This is a genomic window from Micromonospora sp. NPDC051196, from assembly GCF_040682415.1.
In the GTDB taxonomy this organism is placed as follows: Bacteria; Actinomycetota; Actinomycetes; order Mycobacteriales; family Micromonosporaceae; genus Micromonospora.
Genome location: NZ_JBFBAY010000005.1, coordinates 110,224 through 131,170, shown reverse-complemented (window position 1 = coordinate 131,170; position 20,947 = coordinate 110,224). Strand labels below are relative to the sequence as shown.

Sequence of the window (20,947 nt, the reverse complement as noted above, 5' to 3'; positions counted from 1 at the left end):
CCTTCAGGCGGTGCACGCAGCGACGCCTCCGTCACTCCAAACTGTACGGCGAATACCGTTATCAAACCGGATAACTTGTATCATTGGCGCGCCATTGAACAATTGCCGTCGATTAGTGCGAGGAATATTTGTCTACCGTCAGTGTCCTGCACATCACGGGCGCCCGTCCCAACTTTCCGAAAGCGGCACCGGTGATCCGCGCGCTCGACCGTCACGGCGTCGCACAGCGTCTGGTACACACCGGACAGCACTACGACGAGCGCATGTCCGAGGTCTTCTTCCGGCAGTTGGGGCTCCCCGAGCCGGACGAGAACCTGGCCGTCGGGTCAGGCAGCCACGCCCGCCAGACCGCCGACATGATGGTGCGGCTCGAGGCGTACTTCCAGGATGTGCGTCCTGACCTGGTGGTCGTCTACGGCGACGTGAACTCCACATTGGCCGCGACGCTGGTCGCCACCAAACTTGCCATTGCGGTGGCCCACGTGGAGGCGGGCCTGCGCAGTTTCAACCGGTCCATGCCGGAGGAGGTCAACAGGCTGGTCACCGACCGGCTCTCGGACCTGCTCTTCGCCACCAGCCCGGACGCGTTGGTGCACCTCGGCAACGAGGGCATAGCCGCGGAGAAGGTGTTCTTCGTCGGCAACCCGATGATCGACACGCTGCTCGCCAATCTTGATCGTTTCGAGGCGGCCACCATCCGCGATCAGTTGGGCCTACCCGAGCGGTACGTGGTGGCCACCCTGCACCGGCCGGCGAACGTCGACGACCCGGCGGACGCCGCCGAACTGGCCAAGGCCATGCACGGGGTGGCCGACCAGATCCAGGTGGTGCTGCCGCTGCATCCGCGCGGACGGCAGCGACTCGCCGCTGCGGGTCTCTTCCCGCATCCCGGAATCCGGGTCGTCGAACCTCTGGGCTACCTGGAGTTCCTCGGCCTCGTCCGCGGCGCCCAGGCGGTCGTCACCGACTCCGGAGGCGTCCAGGAAGAGACGACCGTGCTCGGTGTGCCGTGCCTGACCCTGCGGGCCGAGACGGAGCGCCCGGTGACCATCACCCACGGCACGAACCGACTGGTGACCCGGGCGGGCCTGATCGACGAGGTACGCGCACTGTTGACGGCAGGTCGGCGAGCCGGCGACTGGCCGGTACCACCGCTGTGGGACGGGCGGGCCGGTGAGCGCATCGCCGAGGTGATCGCCGGTTTCCTCAGCTGCGCGTGCCGGTCAGCGAACGACCGAGCCGGCGGTAGACGTTGACCGCGGTACGCGAGGTCTGCAGGCGCAGCTTGTCACCGTTCGTCAGCACCGCACGGGTCACACGCACCTGCCCGGAAAGAGCCCGCCGCAGCCACGGGGCCACCACGTCGGCGGCCCGTGGGACCCAGTCCTCGTCGACAGCGGGAGCCAGCACCCGTTCGTAGACCTTCAGCCCTTCGTAGGCCTGCCCGAAGAAGGCCGCGGTCTTCGGCGCGTACGAGATGGGAAACATCGGCACGTCCAGGGCCGCCCACAGGGCGCTCGAATGCAGCTTCATCGAGACCGCGATCGAGCATTCGGCCATCGCGGTGGCGAATTCGAGCAGGTCCACGCCGCGGTACGGCAGAACGGTCGCGTCGCGGGAACCGAGTTGCTGGCACACCTGCTCGGTGAAGCGCACATCCGGTCCGCCGGCGCCCGCCTCCAACACGAAGAACCGCACCGCGTCCACGCCGCAGGCTTCGGCGACCCGCCCGACGTGCCGAGCGGTGGCGGTGGCGTCCAGCCCTGGCCAGCGGCGCAGTGCCACGCCCAGCGACGTCGACCGGCCCGGTTCGCTCGACCGGACACCGAGTTGGGTGAGGAAGGTGCGGTCGACGAAGTCCCGGCACCGCTGGACGCGCCAGCCCAGTTGCCGCTCGGCCAGCAACACCGAGTCAGGGTCCCGTAGGTAGCACTCGTCGAACGGCGAGCCGAGTTCGCGTAGTCGCCGCTGCCAGTAGTCGCTCAACGGCCCCAGCCCCAGTCCGACGGCGAGTACCGGGACTGCCGGCCGATGCCGAGGCAGGAAACTCAGCCACTTGTACGGGGTGTGCGGGTGATGACTGGTCTGCAACAGACCACCACCACCGAACAGCACCGCAGCGCAACTCCGGAAGCTCAGTTCGCTGCGACGCGAGCCGGGCAGGTCCCGTCCCGGGCGTACCGGCACGGGGTCGAGCGCAATCCCCAGTCGGGCCGAGACGGCGGACCAGTCGATCGCTCTGCCACGGCTCAGATAGCGAACCTCGACGTCGTGCCGGGCGGCGACTGCCGCGGCCACCCCGGCGATCATGATCAGGTCATCGCCGAAGTTCCCGGCTTCGCCGAGACCGATCATTCCCACGGTCGGATTCATCGCGCTGATTGCTCCTCACGTCCAACAACAGATAGCTGAGCCACCAACAACCGGCGCTCAGAAAAGCGATCACGGCCATGGTGGCGGCGGCCCCGCCGGCCCCGAAAAGGACGCCACCGGCGACGATCGCCCCGACCCGGATCGGTCCGAGTACCCCGCCGATCAACAGCGCCCGGGCGCTGGCCGCCTGTACCCGATGCCCGGCGAACGCGACCAGGGCGACCGGCGCCAGCAGCGCTTCGACAGCGAACAGCGGCAGCAGCGGACGGGCGGCGCTCCAGTTGTCACCGAGCACGGCCCGCCCGGCCTCGTCCGGCAGCAGGCACACCACGAGCACCAGCGGAAAAACCAGACCGACGGTCAAGGCGATGACGGGACCGGCGGTGCGGATCCGGGTGCCCGCGGTGGTGGGCCGGGACCGCGCCAGATACGGAATGATCAGCGAGGAGAGCGTGGTCGTCAGCAGTGACACCGGTCCGAAGATCGTTCGGGCCGCGCTCAGGGCACCGACGACGGCCACGCCCGCCGTCGCCGCCAGGCCGGTGAGGGCCAGTTGGGCCGATCCCTTGGTGAGCAGGAACTGGGCCGCGAAGGTGGCGGCGACCCGGGTCTGCCGACCGTCGAGGCCCCACCCGGGCAGCGTGCCGTAGCCCTGACGCAGGGCAGCCACGATTCCGGTGCCGGCACCGACCACCGCCCAACCGGCGAAGATCGCGACCGGCGCGACCGGCGCGACCAGGGCCGCGACGACGACCGCCGTCACGCAGCCGGTCCAGAGACATTCCTGGACCAGAGCGACCCGGCTCTCGCCGATGCCGAGACTGATCGCCTTGACATAGTCATAGAGCACCAACCCGGGCAGCGCCAAGCCGACGATCGCGAGGTAGGGCGAGCCGAGCAGGATCCCGATCACCGCCGACACCGCGCCGACCAGCACGGCGATCGCGCAGGCCCGGCGCGCCCCGTCGGCGGCGGCGTTCGCGGCCGGCTCCGCCCGCGCGGCGAGGACCGACTCCGTGATCGCCGTACGGACCAGACCGATGACCATCACGTAGGTCGTGAAGGCGATGGCGAACTGGCCCAACCGCGACAGCGATTCGCCGCGCGCGATGGAGATCGAGACCATCAGGTTGCCCACGCTCGACAGCCCGTTCACCGACAACGCGACCACGGCCCGTCGGCCGAACCCGCGCCGGTTCTTCAGCCTGCCGAACAGACCGGCGGGGGTGCGCCGTGCACGGGTGACGGTCTTCGTCGAGGCCGGCGCAGTCACTTCCCCGGCCGGGCGGGCTCGTCGAGCAGGTCGGTGACGCTGTCGGTGGTGAGCCGGTCGTACGTGTCGGTGAAACGTCGCAGCGCGACCTGCCGGGAGAACATCGCCTCGCAACGGGTACGGGCGGCCGTCGCCATCCGGGCGCCGGAGCCGTCCAGCACGTCGAGCAGGCGCGCCGCGACCATCCGGCTGACCTCGGCCGTCGGCGTCAGTGGGACCAGCCAGCCGGTCAGCCCGTCGGCCACGCACTCACGCGCACCGTGCGTGGCGGTCAGCACGGTCGGGACACCACACGCCATCGCCTCCACCGCCGCGAGGCCGAGCCCCTCCTCGTAGGAGGTCTGCACGAACACGGAGGCGCCCTGGTAGAGCCCCACCAACTCGTCGGCCGGGACGTCGGATCGCACCCGCACCCGCCCGCCGAGCCCGAGTTCGGTGATGAGCGCCGACACCGAGGGCGCCGGCCGACCCTTGCCCGCCAGGATCAGCGGGGGCAGGTCGGATCGGGTCCGCAGGGCCTCGGCGTAGCCACGGACCATCCGATCGAGGCCCTTGCGGGGCTCTGCCAGCCGACCGACCGTGAGCAGATGCCCGTCGGCCCGCCAGCCGTGCCGCGATGGTACGAAGCGGTCGGTGTCCACACCGGGCGGCGCGAGCAGAACATTGGGCTGACCGAGTTGCTCGACCCAGTCGAAGATCACCTGGTTCTCCACCAGAACCGCGTCGACCGCGCGGAGGGTACGGCGTTCGATCCGCGCGGTGAGTCGGGTCATGCCGGCCCGCCACGCGCCCACCGCCCGCCCGCGCGCCGGAGGGTGCGAGCCCCGTTCCCACCGCGCCAGGGTGGCCATCTGCACCACCACCGGCGGACCTGCCGACAGCACCGGCGCCGCCCAGGCGGGGGTGCCGCAGACGACCTGGATACAGTCGTATCCGGACAGTGCCGAGGTCAACTCACGTCGGGGGCGGTACCGCATGAACTCCAACTCGACGGCGTTGGCACCCCAGTAGCGCTCGTGTGGTGGGGCGTCCGGACGGCCTCGCAGGCTCGGTCGCCACCAGGATCGGGGCGCCAGCAGCCGCCGACTCGACGCGTCGCGCGCCGACGTGGCCAGGTCGTGGATGTCCACCGTGTGCCGCCCGGTGGCGGTGAGCCCCTCGTAGAGCCAGTTGACGATGGTGCCCACCCCGCCGTTGCGGTGCAGTCCGTGGGTCACCAGAGCGATCCGGAGTCCTTCATGGGCGCCAGCGCCGGCCGACTCGCGGGCGGCCCGGCTTGTCGACCGGCGCCGACCGGCGAGCACCGGGCGAGGTATCTGTCGAACCTGAACGCGGCTGCGCTCTTGTTCCATTGAAAGCCCTCCGCTGGTCGGCGCCCGAAAGACAACCCAACCTAACAGCGCACCTCCCCGATATCGCGCAATTCACGCATGACGAAATGCCTTCGCGAATTCGCATTGTCGGGCGGCGGTTGAGCAGATCGGCTTGACCGAAAGCGATTCATCCTTCCTTTTTCAGCACCTCGGTCACCAGATCCTGGGCCTCCTGTTGGAGTCGGGCCAAATGATCGGGGCCCTGAAAGGACTCGGCGTAGACCTTGTAGACGTCCTCCGTGCCCGAGGGGCGGGCCGCGAACCAGCCGCTGGCCGTGGTCACCTTCAGCCCGCCGATCGGTGCCCCGTTGCCGGGGGCCGTGGTGAGGGTGGCGGTGATCGGCTCGCCGGCGAGTTCGGTGGCGCGTACCTGCTCCGGGGAGAGCTTGCCGAGCACGGCCTTCTGCTCCCGGGTGGCGGGCGCGTCGATCCGGGCGTACGCGGGCGCACCGAACCGCTCGGCCAGTTCCGCCCAGTGTTCGCTGGGCGTCCGGCCGGTCGTCGCAATGATCTCGGAGGCGAGCAGGCAGAGCAGGATGCCGTCCTTGTCGGTGGTCCACGTGCCACCGTCGCGGCGTAGGAAGGAGGCGCCCGCGCTCTCCTCACCACCGAAGCCGACCGTCCCGTCGAGCAGCCCGGGCACGAACCACTTGAAGCCCACCGGCACCTCCAGCAGCGGACGCCCGAGGTCGGCCGCCACCCGGTCGATCATGGAAGAGGAAACCAGGGTCTTGCCGACCGCCGCGTCCGGGCCCCACTGCTCACGGGTACGGAACAGGTGGGCGATCGCCACCGCCAGGTAGTGGTTCGGGTTCATCAGCCCGGCGTCGGGAGTGACGATGCCGTGCCGGTCGGCATCGGCGTCGTTGCCCGTGGCCACCTGGTATTCGGCCCGCATCGCAATCAGCGAGGCCATCGCGTTCGGCGAGGAGCAGTCCATCCGGATCTTGCCGTCCCCGTCGAGGGTCATGAACCGCCAGGTCGGGTCGACGGCCGGGTTGACCACGGTCAACTCCAGGCGGTGCCGCTGCGCGATCTCACCCCAGTAGGCGACGCTGGCCCCGCCGAGCGGGTCGGCGCCGATGCGGACCCCGGCAGCGCGGATCGCCTCGATGTCGATGGCCGCCGGCAGGTCGTCGACATACGCACCGAGGAAGTCGTACGTGCCGGTGGTGTCGACGGCGCGGGCCCGCGCGTACGGGATGCGGCGCACCTCCTTTCCCCCGGCGGCGAGGATCGCGTTCGCCCGGTCCTGGATCCACTTCGTGGCGTCGGAGTCGGCGGGACCGCCGTGGGTGGGGTTGTACTTGAAACCGCCGTCGTCCGGCGGGTTGTGCGACGGGGTGATCACGATGCCGTCGGCGAGCCCGGCGGTACGGCCCCGGTTGTGGGTGAGAATCGCGTGCGACACCGCCGGAGTGGGGGTGTAGCCGTCGCGGCTGTCCAGCAGCACCGTGACCTCGTTGGCGGCGAGCACCTCCAGCGCGTCCACGGCGGCCGGCGCGGACAGCGCGTGGGTGTCCCGGCCGAGGAAGAGTGGCCCGTCGACGCCGTGGGCCCGGCGGTAGTCGCAGAGCGCCTGGGTGACGGCGAGGATGTGGTCGGAGTTGAAGGCGTTGCGCAGGCTCGACCCCCGATGCCCGGAGGTGCCGAAGGAGACCTGCTGGGCCGGGTCGGCCGGGTCCGGATGCTCGGCGTAGTAGGCGGTCACCAGTCGCGGCACGTCGACCAGGTCGGCGGGCTGGGCCGGCTGCCCGGCCCGGGGATGACTACTCACGGTGCCTGCCTTTCGTTCGCGACTGCGGGGCTCGCAAGCTCACTCCTCGCACTCACCAGAGCCTGCCTTTCGTTCGCGACTGCGGGGCTCGCAAGCTCACTCCTCGCGCTCACGGTTCCACCTTCTGACCTTTGCCGATGACCACGATGCCGTTGTCGGAGACGGTGTAGCGCTGTCGGTCCCGTTCCAGGTCCACGCCGATCTCGGCGCCCTCGGGAACCTGGACGTTCTTGTCCAGGATGGCCCGGCGGATCACGGCATGTCGGCCGACCTCGACGCCCTCCATCAACACCGAGCCGTCCACGTGCGCCCAGGAGTGCACCTTCACCTTCGGCGAGACGATCGAGTTCTCCACCAGAGAACCGGAGATCACCGCGCCGGGCGAGACCATCGAGGCGACCGCGCGGCCGACCCGTTCGCCCCACTGGTGCACGAACTTGGCCGGCGGGTACGGCGGCTGCTCGGTGTAGATCGGCCAGTCGAAGTTGTAGAGGTTGAACACCGGATGGACGTTGATCAGATCCATGTGGGCGTCGTAGAAGGAGTCGAGCGTCCCCACGTCGCGCCAGTAGCCCCGGTCCCGGTCGGTGCTGCCGGGCACCTCGTTGTCGCGGAAGTCGTAGACGTTGGCCTCGCCCCGCTCGACCAGCATCGGGATGATGCTGCCACCCATGTCGTGCTTGCTGGACCGGTCCTCGGCGTCGCGCTCGACCGCGTCGATCAGCGCCCGGGTGGTGAAGACGTAGTTGCCCATCGAGGCGTAGATCTCGTCGGGGGCGTCGGGCAGCCCGACCGCGTCGGTGGGCTTCTCCCGGAAGGCCCGGATCCGGCGACCGTCCTCACCGACCTCGATGACGCCGAACTGGTCGGCCGTGGACAACGGCTGCCGGATGCCGGCCACGGTCACGCTGGCACCGGAGGCGATGTGCTCCTCCACCATCTGCCGTGGATCCATCCGGTAGATGTGGTCGGCGCCGAAGACGATCACGTAGTCGGGCTGCTCGTCGTAGATCAGGTTGAAGCTCTGATAGATCGCGTCGGCCGAGCCGGCGAACCACCACGGGCCACGGCGTTGCTGCGCGGGCACCGGCGTGACGTAGTTGCCGAGCAGCGTCGACATCCGCCAGGTCTTGGTGATGTGCCGGTCGAGGGAGTGGGACTTGTACTGGGTCAGCACGACGATCTTCAGATAGCCGGCGTTGGCCAGGTTGGAGAGGACGAAGTCGACCATGCGGTACATCCCGCCGAACGGGACGGCCGGCTTGGCCCGGTCCGTGGTCAACGGCATCAGGCGCTTGCCCTCTCCGCCGGCCAGGACGATCGCGAGCACCTTGGCAGCCATGCCCAGACGCTATCCATCCCGGTGCCGCTTCACCACTCGTACGGGCACACTTCTGCACTAGGGTGCCGGGCATGACCGACTCCACCGGACTGCGCGTCGACCTGCTCACCCGGGAATACCCACCGGAGGTCTACGGTGGCGCCGGGGTGCACGTCGAGTACCTGGCCCGTGAGCTGCGCCGACTCGCCGAGGTGCGGGTGCACTGCTTCGGCGCGCCGCGCACCGAGCCGGGGGTGCGGGCGTACGCCGAACCGCCGGGCCTGGCCGGCGCGAACCCGGCGTTGCGGACCATGGGGGTGGACCTGGAGATGGCCGCCGGGTGTGCCGGTGCGGACGTGGTGCACAGCCACACCTGGTACGCCAACCTGGCCGGGCACACCGCGAAGCTGCTGTACGGGGTGCCGCACGTGGTGACCGCGCACAGCCTGGAGCCGCTGCGACCGTGGAAGGCCGAGCAGCTCGGCGGCGGCTACGCGCTCTCCTCGTGGTGTGAACGCACCGCCTACGAGTCGGCCGACGCGATCGTGGCGGTCAGCGCGGGGATGCGCCGGGACGTGCTGACCGCGTACCCCTCGGTGGATCCCGACCGGGTGCACGTGATCTACAACGGCATCGACACCGCGCAGTACGCCCCGGACCCGGGCACCGACGTGCTGGCGCGCCTCGGCATCGACCCGGCCCTGCCCAGCGTGGTCTACGTCGGGCGGATCACCCGACAGAAGGGCCTGCCGCACCTGCTGCGCGCCGCCCGCGCCCTGCCGCCGCAGACGCAGCTCGTGCTGCTGGCCGGCGCACCGGACACGCCGGAGATCGCCGCCGAGGTGGAGGGTCTGGTCGCCGAGCTGCGGGCGAGCCGGTCCGGGGTGATCTGGGTGGCCGAGATGCTACCCAAACCCGAGGTGATCCAGGTGCTCACCCACGCCACGATCTTCGTCTGCCCGTCGGTGTACGAGCCGATGGGCATCGTCAACCTGGAGGCGATGGCCTGCGAAACCGCAGTGGTGGCCACCGCCACCGGCGGCATCCCCGAGGTGGTCGCCGACGGTGAGACCGGCCTGCTGGTCCCGATCGAGCAGGCCGGGCTGGACGGTACGCCGGTCGACCCGGCCCGTTTCGAGGCCGACCTGGCGGCGCGGCTGAACGAGCTGCTGGCCTCCTCCGAGCGCGCCGCTGCCCTGGGCCGGGCCGGACGTCGCCGGGCGGTCAAGCACTTCTCCTGGGACGCCATAGCCGCCCGCACCCTCACCCTCTACCGCTCACTGATGTAAGGAGGGGCGACCCACCCCTCCCCTGACCGGCGCCCTCTCGATTGGGCGGGATCGAATGATCCACACAGTTTCGGCGAAGTTGCGGTGTCAGGGTGTCCGGAAGGCAGCAACTTCCCCGGAACTGTGTGGATCAAGGGTCCAAGATCTCGTTTTCTGGTCGGACGAGCGCGAGGCGATCTCGCACAGTAGGTTTAGGCGGTGAGCGGACGGTTCCCGATCGAAGACGTCTCCCCCGTCGTCTCCTGCGGGCGTTATCCGGCCCGCGCCGTCGTCGGGGAACTGGTGCCGGTGGCGGCAACCGCGTACCGCGAGGGGCACGACGCGCTCGGCTGCAACGTGGTCTGGCTCGGCCCGGACGGGCAGGCCCGCCCGTTCACCCGGATGCACCCCGGTGAGCCCGGCCATGACCGTTGGCACGCCACCATCAGACCCGACACGGTCGGCGAGTGGATCTTCACGGTGGAGGCGTTCAGCGACCCCTACCTGACCTGGCACAACGCGGTCACCAAGAAGATCGCCGCCGGCCAGGGCACGGAAGACCTGGCCAATGACCTCGCCGAGGGCGTACGCGGGCTGACCGCCGCCGCCGACCTGGTGCCGGCGGCCAAGCGGGCCCGGATCGAGCAGGCCGTGGCCGCCCTGGGTGACTCGACGTTGCCGTTGCCGGAGCGGGTGGAGCCGGCGCTGGAGCTGGCCGAGCTGCTCTGGGCGTACCCGGTGCGGGAACTGGTCACCACCGGCGAGGCGTACCGCATCTGGGTGGATCGCGAACGGGCGCTCTACTCCGCCTGGTACGAGTTCTTCCCCCGCTCGGAGGGCGCGATCCCGGCCACCGTCGACGCACCGGCCCGTTCCGGCACCTTCGCCACCGCCACCGAGCGGCTGGCGGGGGTGGCGGCGATGGGTTTCGACGTGCTCTACCTGCCGCCGATCCACCCGATCGGCCGGGTCAACCGCAAGGGCCCCAACAACAGCCTGGTCGCCGGGCCGCACGACGTGGGTTCGCCGTGGGCGATCGGCGCCGCCGAGGGCGGGCACGACGCCATCCACCCCGACCTGGGTACGCCGCAGGACTTCCGCGACTTCGTCGTCGCCGCCGCCGAACACGGCCTGGAGGTGGCGATGGACCTGGCGTTGCAGTGCGCGCCGGACCACCCCTGGGTGACCGAGCACCCGGAATGGTTCACCACCCGCGCCGACGGCTCGATCGCGTACGCCGAGAACCCGCCGAAGAAGTACCAGGACATCTACCCGCTGAACTTCGACAACGACCCCGAGGGCATCCGCGCCGAGGTGCTGCGGGTGGTGCGGCACTGGGTCGGCGAGGGCGTGAAGATCTTCCGGGTGGACAACCCGCACACCAAGCCGGTCGACTTCTGGCACTGGCTGATCTGGGAGGTCAAGCGGACCGACCCGGACGTGCTCTTTCTCGCCGAGGCGTTCACCCGGCCGGCGATGATGCACGGGCTGGCCAAGGTCGGCTTCACCCAGTCGTACACGTACTTCACCTGGCGCACCTCGGCCATCGAGATGCGGGAGTACTGCGCGGAGCTGGTGGCGGCGGCCGACTACATGCGCCCGAACTTCTGGCCCAACACCCCGGACATCCTGCACGAGAGCCTGCAGCACGGCGGGCCGCCGATGTTCAAGATCCGGGCGGTGCTGGCGGCGCTGCTCTCCCCCTCCTGGGGCATGTACGCCGGCTTCGAGCTGTTCGAGCACGTCGCCCGCCCCGGCGCCGAGGAGTACCTGGACAACGAGAAGTACGAACTGCGCCCCCGGGACTGGGCCGAGGCCGAGGCGCAGGGGCGGTCGCTGGCGCCGCTCATCGCCACCCTGAACCGGGTGCGCCGGGACAATCCGGCCCTGCACCGGCTGCGCAACCTGGTCTTCCACGACATCGACAATCCGGCGCTGCTCTGCTGGTCCAAACGCGACCCGGCGACCGGCAACACGGTGCTGGTGGTCTGCTCGTTCGACTCGCAGACCGTGCAGTGGGGCAACACCACCCTCGACATGCCGGCGCTGGGCCTGGACTGGCACGACCGGTTCACCGTGCACGACGAGCTGACCGGCGCCGGCTACGACTGGGGGCAGCGCAACGCGGTGCGGCTCGACCCGTACCTGCAACCCGCCCACGTGTTCACCCTGCGGCGCCCCGACGCCGCGCCCTCGCCGACCCTGGCGGCCACCGCCACGCCTGCGCCGATCGCCACCACCGTGCCCGCCACTGCCGCCGGTCCCCGCGGCGGCACCGCCTCCGCGACGAAGGACGACGCCCGATGGACCAGCTGATCTCCGGGGAGACCCACGACCCGCACGCCGTGCTCGGGGCCCACCCGGCGAACGGGCGTACGGTGATCCGCACCCTGCGGCGGGGCGCGGACGAGGTGTGTCTGTTGGTCGGCGACCGCCGCTACCCGATGACCCGGGTGCACGAGGTGGGCGTGTTCGAGGCGACGGTGCCCGGCGAGGTGCTCGACTACCGGGTAGAGCTGGACGGGCAGTCGCACGACGATCCGTACCGCCACCCGCCGACCGTGGGCGAGTTGGACCTGCACCTGATCGGCGAGGGGCGACACGAGCGGCTCTGGGAGGCGCTCGGCGCCCGCGTACTCGACGGCGGGGTGGCGTTCGCGGTCTGGGCGCCCAACGCCCGGGGCGTACGCGTGGTGGGTGACTTCACCGGCTGGGCGCCGGACGACGGTTGGCCGATGCGCTCGCTGGGCGCCTCCGGCGTGTGGGAGATCTTCGTACCGGGGGTGCAGGTGGGGGCCCGGTACAAGTACCGGATCCTCGGCGCCGACGGCTACTGGCGGGACAAGGCCGACCCGCTCGCCGGGTACGCGGAGGTGCCACCGGCCACCGCCTCGGTGGTGCACCGGTCGACGTACGAGTGGACGGATGCGGAATGGCTGGCGCGGCGGGCGAAGCAGCAGCCGCACCAGGAACCGATGAGCGTGTACGAGGTGCACCTCGGCTCGTGGCGGCCGGGCCTCGGTTACCGGGAACTGGCCGAGCAGTTGGCCGCGTACGTGGTGGAGCTGGGTTTCACCCACGTGGAGTTCCTGCCGGTGATGGAGCACCCGTTCGGCGGCTCCTGGGGCTACCAGGTCACCGGCTACTTCGCCCCGACGTCCCGGTTCGGCGACCCGGACGACTTCCGTCACCTGGTGGACCGGCTGCACGCCGCCGGTATCGGGGTGATCCTGGACTGGGTGCCGGCCCACTTCCCCAAGGACGAGTGGGCCCTGGCCCGCTTCGACGGCACCCCGCTCTACGAACACCCCGACCCGCGCCGGGGTGAGCACCCCGACTGGGGCACGTACGTCTTCGACTTCGGCCGCCGCGAGGTCCGCAACTTCCTGGTCGCCAACGCGCTCTACTGGCTGGAGGAGTTCCACGTCGACGGGCTGCGGGTGGACGCGGTCGCCTCGATGCTCTACCTGGACTACTCCCGCGCCGACGGGCAGTGGGTGCCCAACCAGTACGGCGGCCGGGAGAACCTGGAGGCCATCGCGTTCATGCAGGAGACCAACGCGACGGTCTACAAACACCACCCCGGCGTGGTGATGATCGCCGAGGAGTCCACCGCCTGGCCGGGGGTGACCCGACCGACCAACGACAACGGGCTGGGTTACGGCTTCAAGTGGAACATGGGCTGGATGCACGACACCCTGCTCTACACCTCGAAGGACCCGATCTACCGGCAGCACCACCACCATCAGCTCACCTTCTCTCTGGCGTACGCCTGGAGCGAGAACTACGTGCTGCCGATCAGCCACGACGAGGTGGTGCACGGCAAGGGCTCGCTGCTGGGCAAGATGCCCGGCGACCAGTGGCAACGGCTGGCCAACGTACGCGTGCTGCTGGCGTACATGTGGGCGCACCCGGGCAAGCAACTGCTGTTCATGGGCTGCGAACTGGCCGACGAGCGGGAGTGGAGCGAGGAACGCGGCCTCGACTGGTACCTGCTGCACGATCCGGCGCGGGCCGGCGTGCAACGCCTCGTCGGCGACCTCAACCGGGTCTACCGGGACACCCCCGCCCTGTGGGCGCAGGACACTTCCCCCGCCGGTTTCCGCTGGCTCGCCGGTGACGACGTCGCCAACAACACGATCTCGTTCGTGCGGATCGCTCCCGACGGCACCACCCTGGCCTGCGTGGCCAACTTCTCCGCCCTGCCCCTGGAGGACTACCGCATCGGGCTACCGGCCGCCGGCACCTGGACGGAGGTGCTCAACACCGACGCCCACCACTACGGCGGCTCCGGCGTCGGCAACCTCGGCGCCGTCCACGCCGAGCCCGTGCCCTGGCACGGCCAACCCGCGTCGGTGGCGCTGCGCGTCCCTCCGCTCGGCGCCCTCTGGCTGCGCCCGGCGTGAAAGGGCAGCGCCGGCGACAGCAGCCGGGGTACCAGAGCAGACCGCTCAGAGCGGGATCAGAGCAGGCGGACTCAGACCAGGCCGGCGCCGCGCAGCAGGGTCCACAGACCGGCGCCGTCGGGGGCGGAGAGCCACTTCTGCCCCACCGGCCCCTCGGTCGGCCGGTCGTGCGGCACCGGCAGGCTGCCGGCGAGCACCGCCTGGGTGGGTGAGAGTCGGCGGATCGCCACCCCCGCCACGTTGTCCGGATGGGCGGCGGCGAACTCGCGGTAGATCTCCTGGTCGTGCTGGCCGTCGTCGCCGACGAGCAGCCAGCGTACGTCGGGAAACTCCTTGGCCAGCCGGGCCAGGGTGGCCCGCTTGTGTTCCCGGCCGCTGCGGAACCAGCGGTCCTGGGTGGGCCCCCAGTCGGTGAGCAGCAGCGGCCCCGCCGGATAGAGATGCCGGGACAGGAAGCGGGTGAGTGTCGGGGCGACGTTCCACGCGCCGGTGGACAGATAGAACACCGGCGCGCCGGGGTGGGCGGTGACCAGCCGCTCGTACAGCACGGCCATGCCGGGCACCGCGGCTCGGGCGTGCTCGTCGAGGACGAAGGTGTTCCAGGCGGCGAGCAGCGGGCGGGGCAGCGCGGTCACCATCACCGTGTCGTCGATGTCGGAGAGGATGCCGAAGCGGACCTCCGGATCCAGGATGCGCACCGGCGCCTCGACCGGTTCGGCGTCGGGCATGCTGAGCCGCACCGAACCCCAGCCCGGTGGCAGTTCCGCCTCGACCGTGGTGTCGATGAAGCCACTGCGGTCGGCCTGCGCCTCGTGCACCACCCCGCCGGTTTCGATGGTCACGGTGACATGCTTGGCCGGCAGGGTGGTGAAGCTTCGCCAGCCCCGGACCTTCTCCAGCCGACCCCGCTGGCGGGTGTCCGGTCGTCCCAGCAACACCCGGCACATCACCCGCACCCAACCGGGCGCGCCGTACCCGGTGTAGGCGATGATGTTGGTCCGCCAGCCCGTCCGCCGCAGTCGACGCTCGACCAGGGCGTGCACAGCGTCCTCGATCCGCGCGGCCCGGTGCAGGTTTGGTACGGCCAACTGGCCAGCGGGTGTGGGTGGCACGCCTGCAACCCTGCCACACCCCGGCGACCTCGGCCACGCGAGACCCGAGCTTCTTGATCGTCTGCGTTGGGGCGACCCGACCGGCCGTGGCGGGAGTCGGTGGCATGAAGACGATCAAGGGCAACCGCACCCGGGCCGGCTGCCGACCGTGAAACACTCCGGTCGGGACGGCGACGGGGGCGAGGTCGTGCCACGAGCAGGGTCGACAGCACAGCGACGGCGCGGACGGTGGCAGCCACGGCTCGACCGGCCCGCCCTCGTCGCGTTGCTCCTCGGCGTCCTCGGGGTCGGCTACCGGTTGTACCTGGTGCTGAACACCGTGCCGGTGGCCAACAGCGACGAGGCGACCTTCGGGTTGGCCGCGCTGCACATCGCGCAGGGCCGGGAACATCCGGTCTTCCTCTACGGCCAGCGGTACATGGGCATGTTGCAGTCCTACCTGGCCGCACCCCTGCTCGCGGTGACCGGGCCGAGTTGGCCGGCGCTGCGACTGCCGGTGCTCGCGCTCTACGCGCTGTTTCTCTGGCTGATCCACCGGCTGACCCGACGGATCGGCTCACCGTGGTTCGCCACCACGATCGTCGGGCTGCTGGCGCTCGGCTCCGAGCGGGTCATCCGGGACCAGGTGACGACGGTCGGTGGTCGCCCGGAGGTCAAGGTCGCCGTGCTGGCGATGTTGTTGATCGTGGTGGGACTGGCCCGGGGTACGCTGCGGCACCGCTGGTGGGCGGTCGGCGGCTTCGGGTTGCTCGCCGGACTGGCCCTCTGGTCGGACTGGCTGATCGTGCCGTACCTGGCGGTGGCGGCTCTGGCGCTGCTCTGGGTACTCCGTCGGGAACTGCTCGGCTGGGCCGGTCTGCTGCTGATCGCAGGCTTCGGCGTCGGTATCGCCCCGATGATCCGCGACAACCTGGTGGCCCCACCCGGGCAGGACTCCCTGTCGGTGCTCGGCCGGATCAGCGGCACGCAGGGACCCTCCCCCACATGGACGCAACGGCTCGACGGCGGGCTGTTGGAGGGGGTGCCGCTGGCCGCCGGGCTGTGTCCGGTCGAGGGCTGCGCCCGCTGGCAGGAGTGGTTCGGCCTGCTCTACCCGGTCTTGCTGGTCGTCGCGGCGGTGCTCGCCGGGTTCACGTACCGCCGGGCGGTCGGGCGGGGTGAGCGGGTGGTGCCGGTGGTGCAGCTCGCCCTGCTCGCCGGTGCGGCGCTGACCCTGCTGGCGTACGTGCGCAGTTCGCTCGCCGCGACGGACCCGCTGGGCAACGCTCGATACCTGTCGGTGCTGCAACTGTCGCTGCCGGCGGTGTTGTGGCCGCTGTGGGTGGCGGCGGTGGCCTGCTGGCGGGGCACGGTCGGCGCGGCGGGACGGCTGGTCGGCGCGCTGGCCACCGCCGTACTGGCCGCGTTGGCGGCGACGTCGCTGGTGGTCACCGTGCTGTTCGCCACCGTCGGCGCGGCGCCCGGCCGGGTGCAGGAACGCCAGTCCCGGCAACTCGCGGACACGGTCCGCGCCGCCGGGCTGCGCGAGGTGTACGGCGAGTATTGGACCTGCAACCGGCTGGTCTTCAACACCGCCGAGCAGGTGGTCTGCGGCGTGCTCGACGGTGACCTGCATCCCGGGCAGAACCGCTACCCGGCGTACTGGTGGCGACTGGCCCGCGCGGCACGGCCCGGATACGTGCTGGAGGCCGACGGACCGGCGGACCGGCGCCTGCGGGAGTTGCTCGGCGACCGGACGGACGCGGCGTTGGTGGCCGAGGTCGGCGGCTTTCGCGTCTACCACCCACCGACGCCGCTGCGACCGTGGCGGTGAGACGGGTCGTACGCTGGCCGGACCCCGGCGCGGAAGGTGCGGTCCGGGACGTCGAGGAGTCTTCGATGCTCATCCTGCTGCCGCCCTCGGAGGGTAAGGCCGAGGTCGGCGCTGGTCGCCGTCTGGACCTGGACCGGCTCTCGCTGCCGGAGCTGAGCCCCGTCCGCGAACAGGTGCTGGCCGCCTTGGTCACGCTCAGTGCCGGGCCGCCGGAGGCGGCGCTGGCCGCGCTCGGACTCGGCGTCGGCCAGCGCGGCGAGCTTCGCCGCAACGCCCGCCTGGACCGGGCGGCCACCGCACCGGCGGGCCGGATCTACACCGGGGTGCTCTACGAGGCCCTGGACCTGGCCACCCTCCCGCCACCGGCGCGCGGTGCGGCGACCCGACAGGTGTTGATCAGCTCAGGCCTGTGGGGGGCGGTACGGCTGACCGACCGGATTCCGCCGTACCGCTGCCCGATCGGGGCCCGGCTGCCCGGCGTCGGCGCGTTGCCGGCGCTCTGGCGGCCGGTGTTGGGACCGGCGCTGACCTCGGCGGCGGGTGCCGGACCGGTGCTCGACCTGCGTTCCGGTGCCTACGCCGCCGGCTGGACGCCGCGCGGTGAGCTCGCCGAACGCACCGTCACCGTACGAGTGCTGCACGAACGGGAGGTCGACGGGGCGCCGGTGCGTTCGGTGGTGAGCCACTTCAACAAGGCCACGAAGGGCCGGCTGGTGCGTGATCTGTTCCTGCACGGCGTCCGTCCGCGCAGCGTCGACGCGCTGGTGGGCGCGCTGCGCGAGCTGAAATACACGGTGTGCGAGCAGCCCTCGGCGCCGGGACGGCCACGCCAGGTCGACGTCGTGGTTTCCGAGCTGTAAACAGACGCAAGATTTCCTCAAGGCTGGACCGGATCGGTACCACGGCACGGTGTCTCGGGTCACCGTAATTGCACCCGACACCACGAGGAGGCCCTCCGGGTGGTTGCCGAACCGATTCTGCTCGACCGACCCCGCTCGCCGTCGATCCTGCCGCCCCTGGACTGGACGACCCTGGCCGACGCCTTCGAGGTGGCCTGCCTGCTGCGCTGCATGCCGCCTCCGGCCACGCCCGGTCAGCGTCACACCGGGCAGCAGCCCGGCATCCCCACCGCGATCGAATTCAACCGGGAGGAGGCGGCCCGCCGCACCCGACAGCTGCTGGACCGGCTCGGCATCCCGGTACAGCACGAGCTGGCCGTCGGTGGGCTGCGTCGCCGCTACGAGCTGCACCGACTGTACGTCTCCCGCGAAGACCGATCCGAGTACGCGGCGCTGATGGAGAACGGCTGGCGCCGGGGCCGACGGGAGCTGCTCGGCGGGCCGATACCCGGCGCCTCGACGGCACGCCGGCAGTGGCGCACCCGGTTGGCCTCCGCTGCCTGGCGGGCCGCGCTGCTGGCCGGGGGACGGCACGTCCGGCGACACATCCTCGGCGTACGGATCACCGACCGGGAACTCGCCGCCGTCCTGGTTCGCGGCGCCGCCCTGCTCGACGTACCGGCGTTGCTGCGCGCCGGCACCGGTTGCTACCTGGTCAGCGTCGCCCACGGCCCGGACCGGGATCGGATCCTGCACCATGCCGGCGAGGAGGTGGCCCACCGCCCGGTCGCCTGAGTAACCGACCCGGTCAGGGCAAACTGCACCGCGGTTGGGACACACTCCGCCACCCTGGGGTTGCGCCACAGGGGTCCGGCGGCGCACAGTGCTGCCCGTGACCCGTACCCGGTATGCTGCCCGAGACCGGCGGCCCGTCGCCAGCACGGCCATCCTGGTCGCCGTGCTGCTGGTCCTGCCCAGCCTCAGCGCCTGCCGGGACGATCCCGACGAGCCGGTACGTATCCGCATCGCCACCGGCAGCCCGACCGCCGTCTACCATGCCTTCGGCACGTCGCTGGCCGCCATCCTCAACCGGGAACTACCCGACGTCCATGCTGAGGTGCTGATCACAGCCGCCTCGGTGGAGAACGTCAGGCTACTCAAGGCCGGCGAGGTCGAACTCGGATTCACCCAGGCCGACGTGCTGCCCGCCTACCCGGGACCGGATCCGCCGGTGGTGGCGGTCGCCCGGGTCTACGACGACCTGCTGCACCTGGTCACCACCGCCGACAGTGCGGTCCGAACGTTGAGCGACCTGCGTGGGCGACGGGTGTCCATCGGGGCGGCCGGTTCCGGAACGGAGATCACGGTCAACCGGCTGCTCACCGTGGCCGGGCTGGACGACGCCGAGCTGCACCGGGTGCAGCTCGGCCTGGACGAGTCGGTGACCGCGCTACGCGGCGGCGAGATCGACGCCTTCTTCTTCTCCGGCGGTCTGCCGGTGCGGGCCGTGGCCCAGTTCGCCCAGGACACCCCCACCCGCATCGTCGACCTCGGCGAGTGGACCGTGCCGCTGCGCCGGGGCAACCGGGAGGTCTACGTGCCCCGGGACATCCCCCGGTCGGTGTACGGCATCGACCCGGTCACCGCCGTGGCCAACCCCAACTATCTGCTGGTCCGCGCCGACCTGCCGGAGGAGTTGGTCCGCCAGGTGACCCGGCTGCTGATGGAGCGCCGCGCCGAGCTGGCCGCGGCCCATCCGGCAGCCGGACGGATCAGCCCCCGTTCGGCGATCGCCACCCCGCCGTTGCCGCTGCATCCGGGCGCGGCCGCGTACTACCGCGACAGCAAGCCCTGAGTCAGCCGGTCAAACCGGGCGGACGGCCGGCTCAAGCGCGGCGGACGGTCCGTCGACGGCGGGCGGCACGTCGAGGGCGGGCGGCACGTCGAGGGCGGGCGGCACGTCGAGGGCGGGCGGCTCGGCCGGGGTGAACGGCCCGTCGGGGGTGGGCGGCTCGTCGGGAGCGGGGAACCACAGGGCGGCGACCAGTCCACGGGGCGAGTTCGGCTGCATGGTGAGGCGGCCGTCGGAGGCGTCCACGAGCACGGCCGCGATGGTCAGTCCCAGCCCGGCACCGTCGACGTTCTGCACCTCCGGGGCCCGCCAGAAGCGCTCGGTCGCCTGGCCGAGCTGACTTCGGGTCATCCCGGGGCCGGTGTCGCGTACCTCCAGGGCACAGCCGCCGTCGCGGGCTGTGACGGTGACCGTCACCTCGCCGCCCTGCCCGCTGAACTTCACCGCGTTGTCGATCAACGCGTCGAGCGCCTGGTCGATCGCGGTCGGCACGGTCCGGGCGTACACCGGGGCCGGGCCGGCGGCCAGACGCAGCGTCACCGACCGGTACCGGGCCAGCGGCTCCCACGCCGCCACCCGGGACTCCGCCACGGTCACCGCGTCGACGGTCACCCGCTGGTTTTCCCGGCGCTCCGCCCGGGCCAGGGTGAGCAGCCCGTCCAGCAGCAGGGCCAGCCGGTCGGTCTCCTCCAACGCGAGCTGATGTTCGGCGCGGCCCTGCTCGTCGGCCAGGCTGGGCCCGAGTTCCTCCACCCGCAGCCGCAAGGCGGTCAACGGGTTGCGCAGCTGATGACTGGCGTGCGCGACGAAGGCCCGCTGCCGGTCCATCACATCGGACACCACGTCGGCCATGTGGTTGAAACTCGCCGCCAGGCGACGCAGCTCCGGCGGGCCGAGCCGATGCTGTACGCGGGCTCCCCGGTCGCCCTCGGCGATCTCGTGGGTGACCGCGTCGAGTTCGGTGATCGGGCGCAGCACCCAGCCGGCCAGCCCGAACGCGGTCAGCACGCAGGCCAGCACGGCGATCAGCCCGGTGCCGGCCAGCAGCAGCCACCAGGTCGCCACCGTGCGACGGACTCCGTCGGCCGGGCTGGCGGTGACCACCGCCCCGAGCACCTCACCCCCGTCGTTGATGGGTACCGCCACCACGATCGGCCCGTCCACCCAGGGCCAGACCGAGTCGGGCCGGCTGGTCTGCTGCCCGGACAACGCGACGTCCAGCACCTCCCGGGTGCCCAGGGTCCAGCGCCAGCCCGGCGACGGGATCACCGCCGCCCCCTCCCGGTCGACCACCGCCGCGTCGATGCCGTACAGCTCCTCGTAGCTGGCCAGTTCGCTGGCGAGCGGGCCGGTCGTGCCGTCGCGCAGCGCCGGCCCGGCCAGCGAGGCGAACCGGGTGGCGTCGGCGACCCGGTCGGCCCGGATCCGTTCGGTCTCCCGGGTGGCCAGCGTCGCCGCCAGGGGCGTGCCCAACGCCACCAGGACCAGCACCATCAGCAGCAGATAGCTGATCACCAGGCGTCGTCGCACACCCGGCCCC

15 protein-coding genes are annotated in these 20,947 nt (G+C 71.2%); 8 read left to right on the top strand and 7 right to left on the bottom strand.

Translation table 11 applies throughout. The features are described from left to right. The first annotated feature begins 128 nt into the window (after window positions 1-128). Window positions 129-1,256 carry a UDP-N-acetylglucosamine 2-epimerase (non-hydrolyzing) gene (gene wecB, locus AB0M35_RS12885; RefSeq protein WP_363744730.1) on the top strand — a complete coding sequence of 376 codons (1,128 nt, stop codon included), beginning with the start codon at window positions 129-131 and terminating at the stop codon, window positions 1,254-1,256. Here the strand turns inward: wecB and AB0M35_RS12880 are convergent. The 5 genes from AB0M35_RS12880 to glgC form a co-directional block, all read right to left on the bottom strand. Beyond that, window positions 1,207-2,373: a polysaccharide pyruvyl transferase family protein gene (locus tag AB0M35_RS12880; protein WP_363744728.1), complete on the bottom strand. Its 1,167-nt coding sequence runs from the start codon at window positions 2,371-2,373 to the stop codon at window positions 1,207-1,209. The genes wecB and AB0M35_RS12880 overlap by 50 nt on opposite strands. Continuing rightward, window positions 2,318-3,646: a hypothetical protein gene (locus AB0M35_RS12875; RefSeq protein ID WP_363744726.1), complete on the bottom strand. Its 1,329-nt coding sequence runs from the start codon at window positions 3,644-3,646 to the stop codon at window positions 2,318-2,320. The genes AB0M35_RS12880 and AB0M35_RS12875 overlap by 56 nt, the downstream gene beginning before the upstream one ends. Beyond that, the gene (locus AB0M35_RS12870; RefSeq protein ID WP_363744724.1) at window positions 3,643-4,863 is read right to left on the bottom strand and encodes a glycosyltransferase; all 1,221 of its coding nucleotides are present in this window, start codon (window positions 4,861-4,863) and stop codon (window positions 3,643-3,645) included. The genes AB0M35_RS12875 and AB0M35_RS12870 overlap by 4 nt, the downstream gene beginning before the upstream one ends. A 283-nt stretch (window positions 4,864-5,146) precedes the next feature. After that, a complete protein-coding gene (gene pgm / locus AB0M35_RS12865; protein ID WP_363744722.1) occupies window positions 5,147-6,796 on the bottom strand; it encodes a phosphoglucomutase (alpha-D-glucose-1,6-bisphosphate-dependent) in 1,650 nt (549 codons plus the stop codon). A gap of 109 nt (window positions 6,797-6,905) precedes the next feature. Continuing rightward, entirely contained in the window at window positions 6,906-8,138 is a 1,233-nt protein-coding gene (gene glgC, locus AB0M35_RS12860) for a glucose-1-phosphate adenylyltransferase (protein ID WP_363744720.1), read from the bottom strand. A gap of 71 nt (window positions 8,139-8,209) precedes the next feature. Here glgC and glgA point away from each other — a divergent pair, with 71 nt between their 5' ends. The 3 genes from glgA to glgB all read left to right on the top strand — a co-directional run bounded on the left by glgA (window position 8,210) and on the right by glgB (window position 13,791). Beyond that, the gene (gene glgA, locus AB0M35_RS12855) at window positions 8,210-9,406 is read left to right on the top strand and encodes a glycogen synthase (RefSeq protein WP_363744718.1); all 1,197 of its coding nucleotides are present in this window, start codon (window positions 8,210-8,212) and stop codon (window positions 9,404-9,406) included. Window positions 9,407-9,604: 198 nt separating this feature from the next. Beyond that, a complete protein-coding gene (locus AB0M35_RS12850) occupies window positions 9,605-11,701 on the top strand; it encodes a maltotransferase domain-containing protein (protein ID WP_363744716.1) in 2,097 nt (698 codons plus the stop codon). Beyond that, the gene (gene glgB, locus AB0M35_RS12845) at window positions 11,689-13,791 is read left to right on the top strand and encodes a 1,4-alpha-glucan branching protein GlgB (protein ID WP_363744714.1); all 2,103 of its coding nucleotides are present in this window, start codon (window positions 11,689-11,691) and stop codon (window positions 13,789-13,791) included. Before AB0M35_RS12850 ends, glgB begins: the two co-directional genes overlap by 13 nt. A gap of 71 nt (window positions 13,792-13,862) precedes the next feature. Here the strand turns inward: glgB and AB0M35_RS12840 are convergent, their stop codons facing one another. Then, window positions 13,863-14,903, bottom strand: coding sequence for a phosphatase domain-containing protein (locus AB0M35_RS12840; protein ID WP_363744712.1), 1,041 nt, complete (start codon window positions 14,901-14,903; stop codon window positions 13,863-13,865). Between the two features lie 187 nt (window positions 14,904-15,090). Here AB0M35_RS12840 and AB0M35_RS12835 point away from each other — a divergent pair, with 187 nt between their 5' ends. The 4 genes from AB0M35_RS12835 (at window position 15,091) to AB0M35_RS12820 (ending at window position 19,410) form a co-directional block, all read left to right on the top strand. Beyond that, window positions 15,091-16,716 carry a hypothetical protein gene (locus AB0M35_RS12835; RefSeq protein WP_363744710.1) on the top strand — a complete coding sequence of 542 codons (1,626 nt, stop codon included), beginning with the start codon at window positions 15,091-15,093 and terminating at the stop codon, window positions 16,714-16,716. Between the two features lie 65 nt (window positions 16,717-16,781). After that, complete coding sequence (yaaA, locus tag AB0M35_RS12830) at window positions 16,782-17,576, top strand: peroxide stress protein YaaA (RefSeq protein ID WP_363744708.1); 795 nt, start codon at window positions 16,782-16,784, stop codon at window positions 17,574-17,576. Between the two features lie 99 nt (window positions 17,577-17,675). Further along, window positions 17,676-18,350 carry a hypothetical protein gene (locus AB0M35_RS12825; protein WP_363744707.1) on the top strand — a complete coding sequence of 225 codons (675 nt, stop codon included), beginning with the start codon at window positions 17,676-17,678 and terminating at the stop codon, window positions 18,348-18,350. Between the two features lie 97 nt (window positions 18,351-18,447). Further along, window positions 18,448-19,410, top strand: a complete 963-nt coding sequence (locus AB0M35_RS12820) for a TAXI family TRAP transporter solute-binding subunit (protein ID WP_363744705.1) — start codon at window positions 18,448-18,450, stop codon at window positions 19,408-19,410. 9 nt (window positions 19,411-19,419) lie between these two features. On the opposite strand, the gene AB0M35_RS12815 is transcribed toward AB0M35_RS12820, so the two are convergent. Then, window positions 19,420-20,937 carry a HAMP domain-containing sensor histidine kinase gene (locus tag AB0M35_RS12815; protein ID WP_363744703.1) on the bottom strand — a complete coding sequence of 506 codons (1,518 nt, stop codon included), beginning with the start codon at window positions 20,935-20,937 and terminating at the stop codon, window positions 19,420-19,422. Window positions 20,938-20,947 lie beyond the last annotated feature (10 nt).

Coding starts and splice junctions, on each gene's coding strand:
- AB0M35_RS12880 (WP_363744728.1), bottom strand. CDS start 2,373: ATGAATCCGACCGTGGGAATGATCGGTCTCGGCGAAGCCGGGAACTTC.
- glgC (WP_363744720.1), bottom strand. CDS start 8,138: ATGGCTGCCAAGGTGCTCGCGATCGTCCTGGCCGGCGGAGAGGGCAAG.
- glgA (WP_363744718.1), top strand. CDS start 8,210: ATGACCGACTCCACCGGACTGCGCGTCGACCTGCTCACCCGGGAATAC.
- glgB (WP_363744714.1), top strand. CDS start 11,689: ATGGACCAGCTGATCTCCGGGGAGACCCACGACCCGCACGCCGTGCTC.
- yaaA (WP_363744708.1), top strand. CDS start 16,782: ATGCTCATCCTGCTGCCGCCCTCGGAGGGTAAGGCCGAGGTCGGCGCT.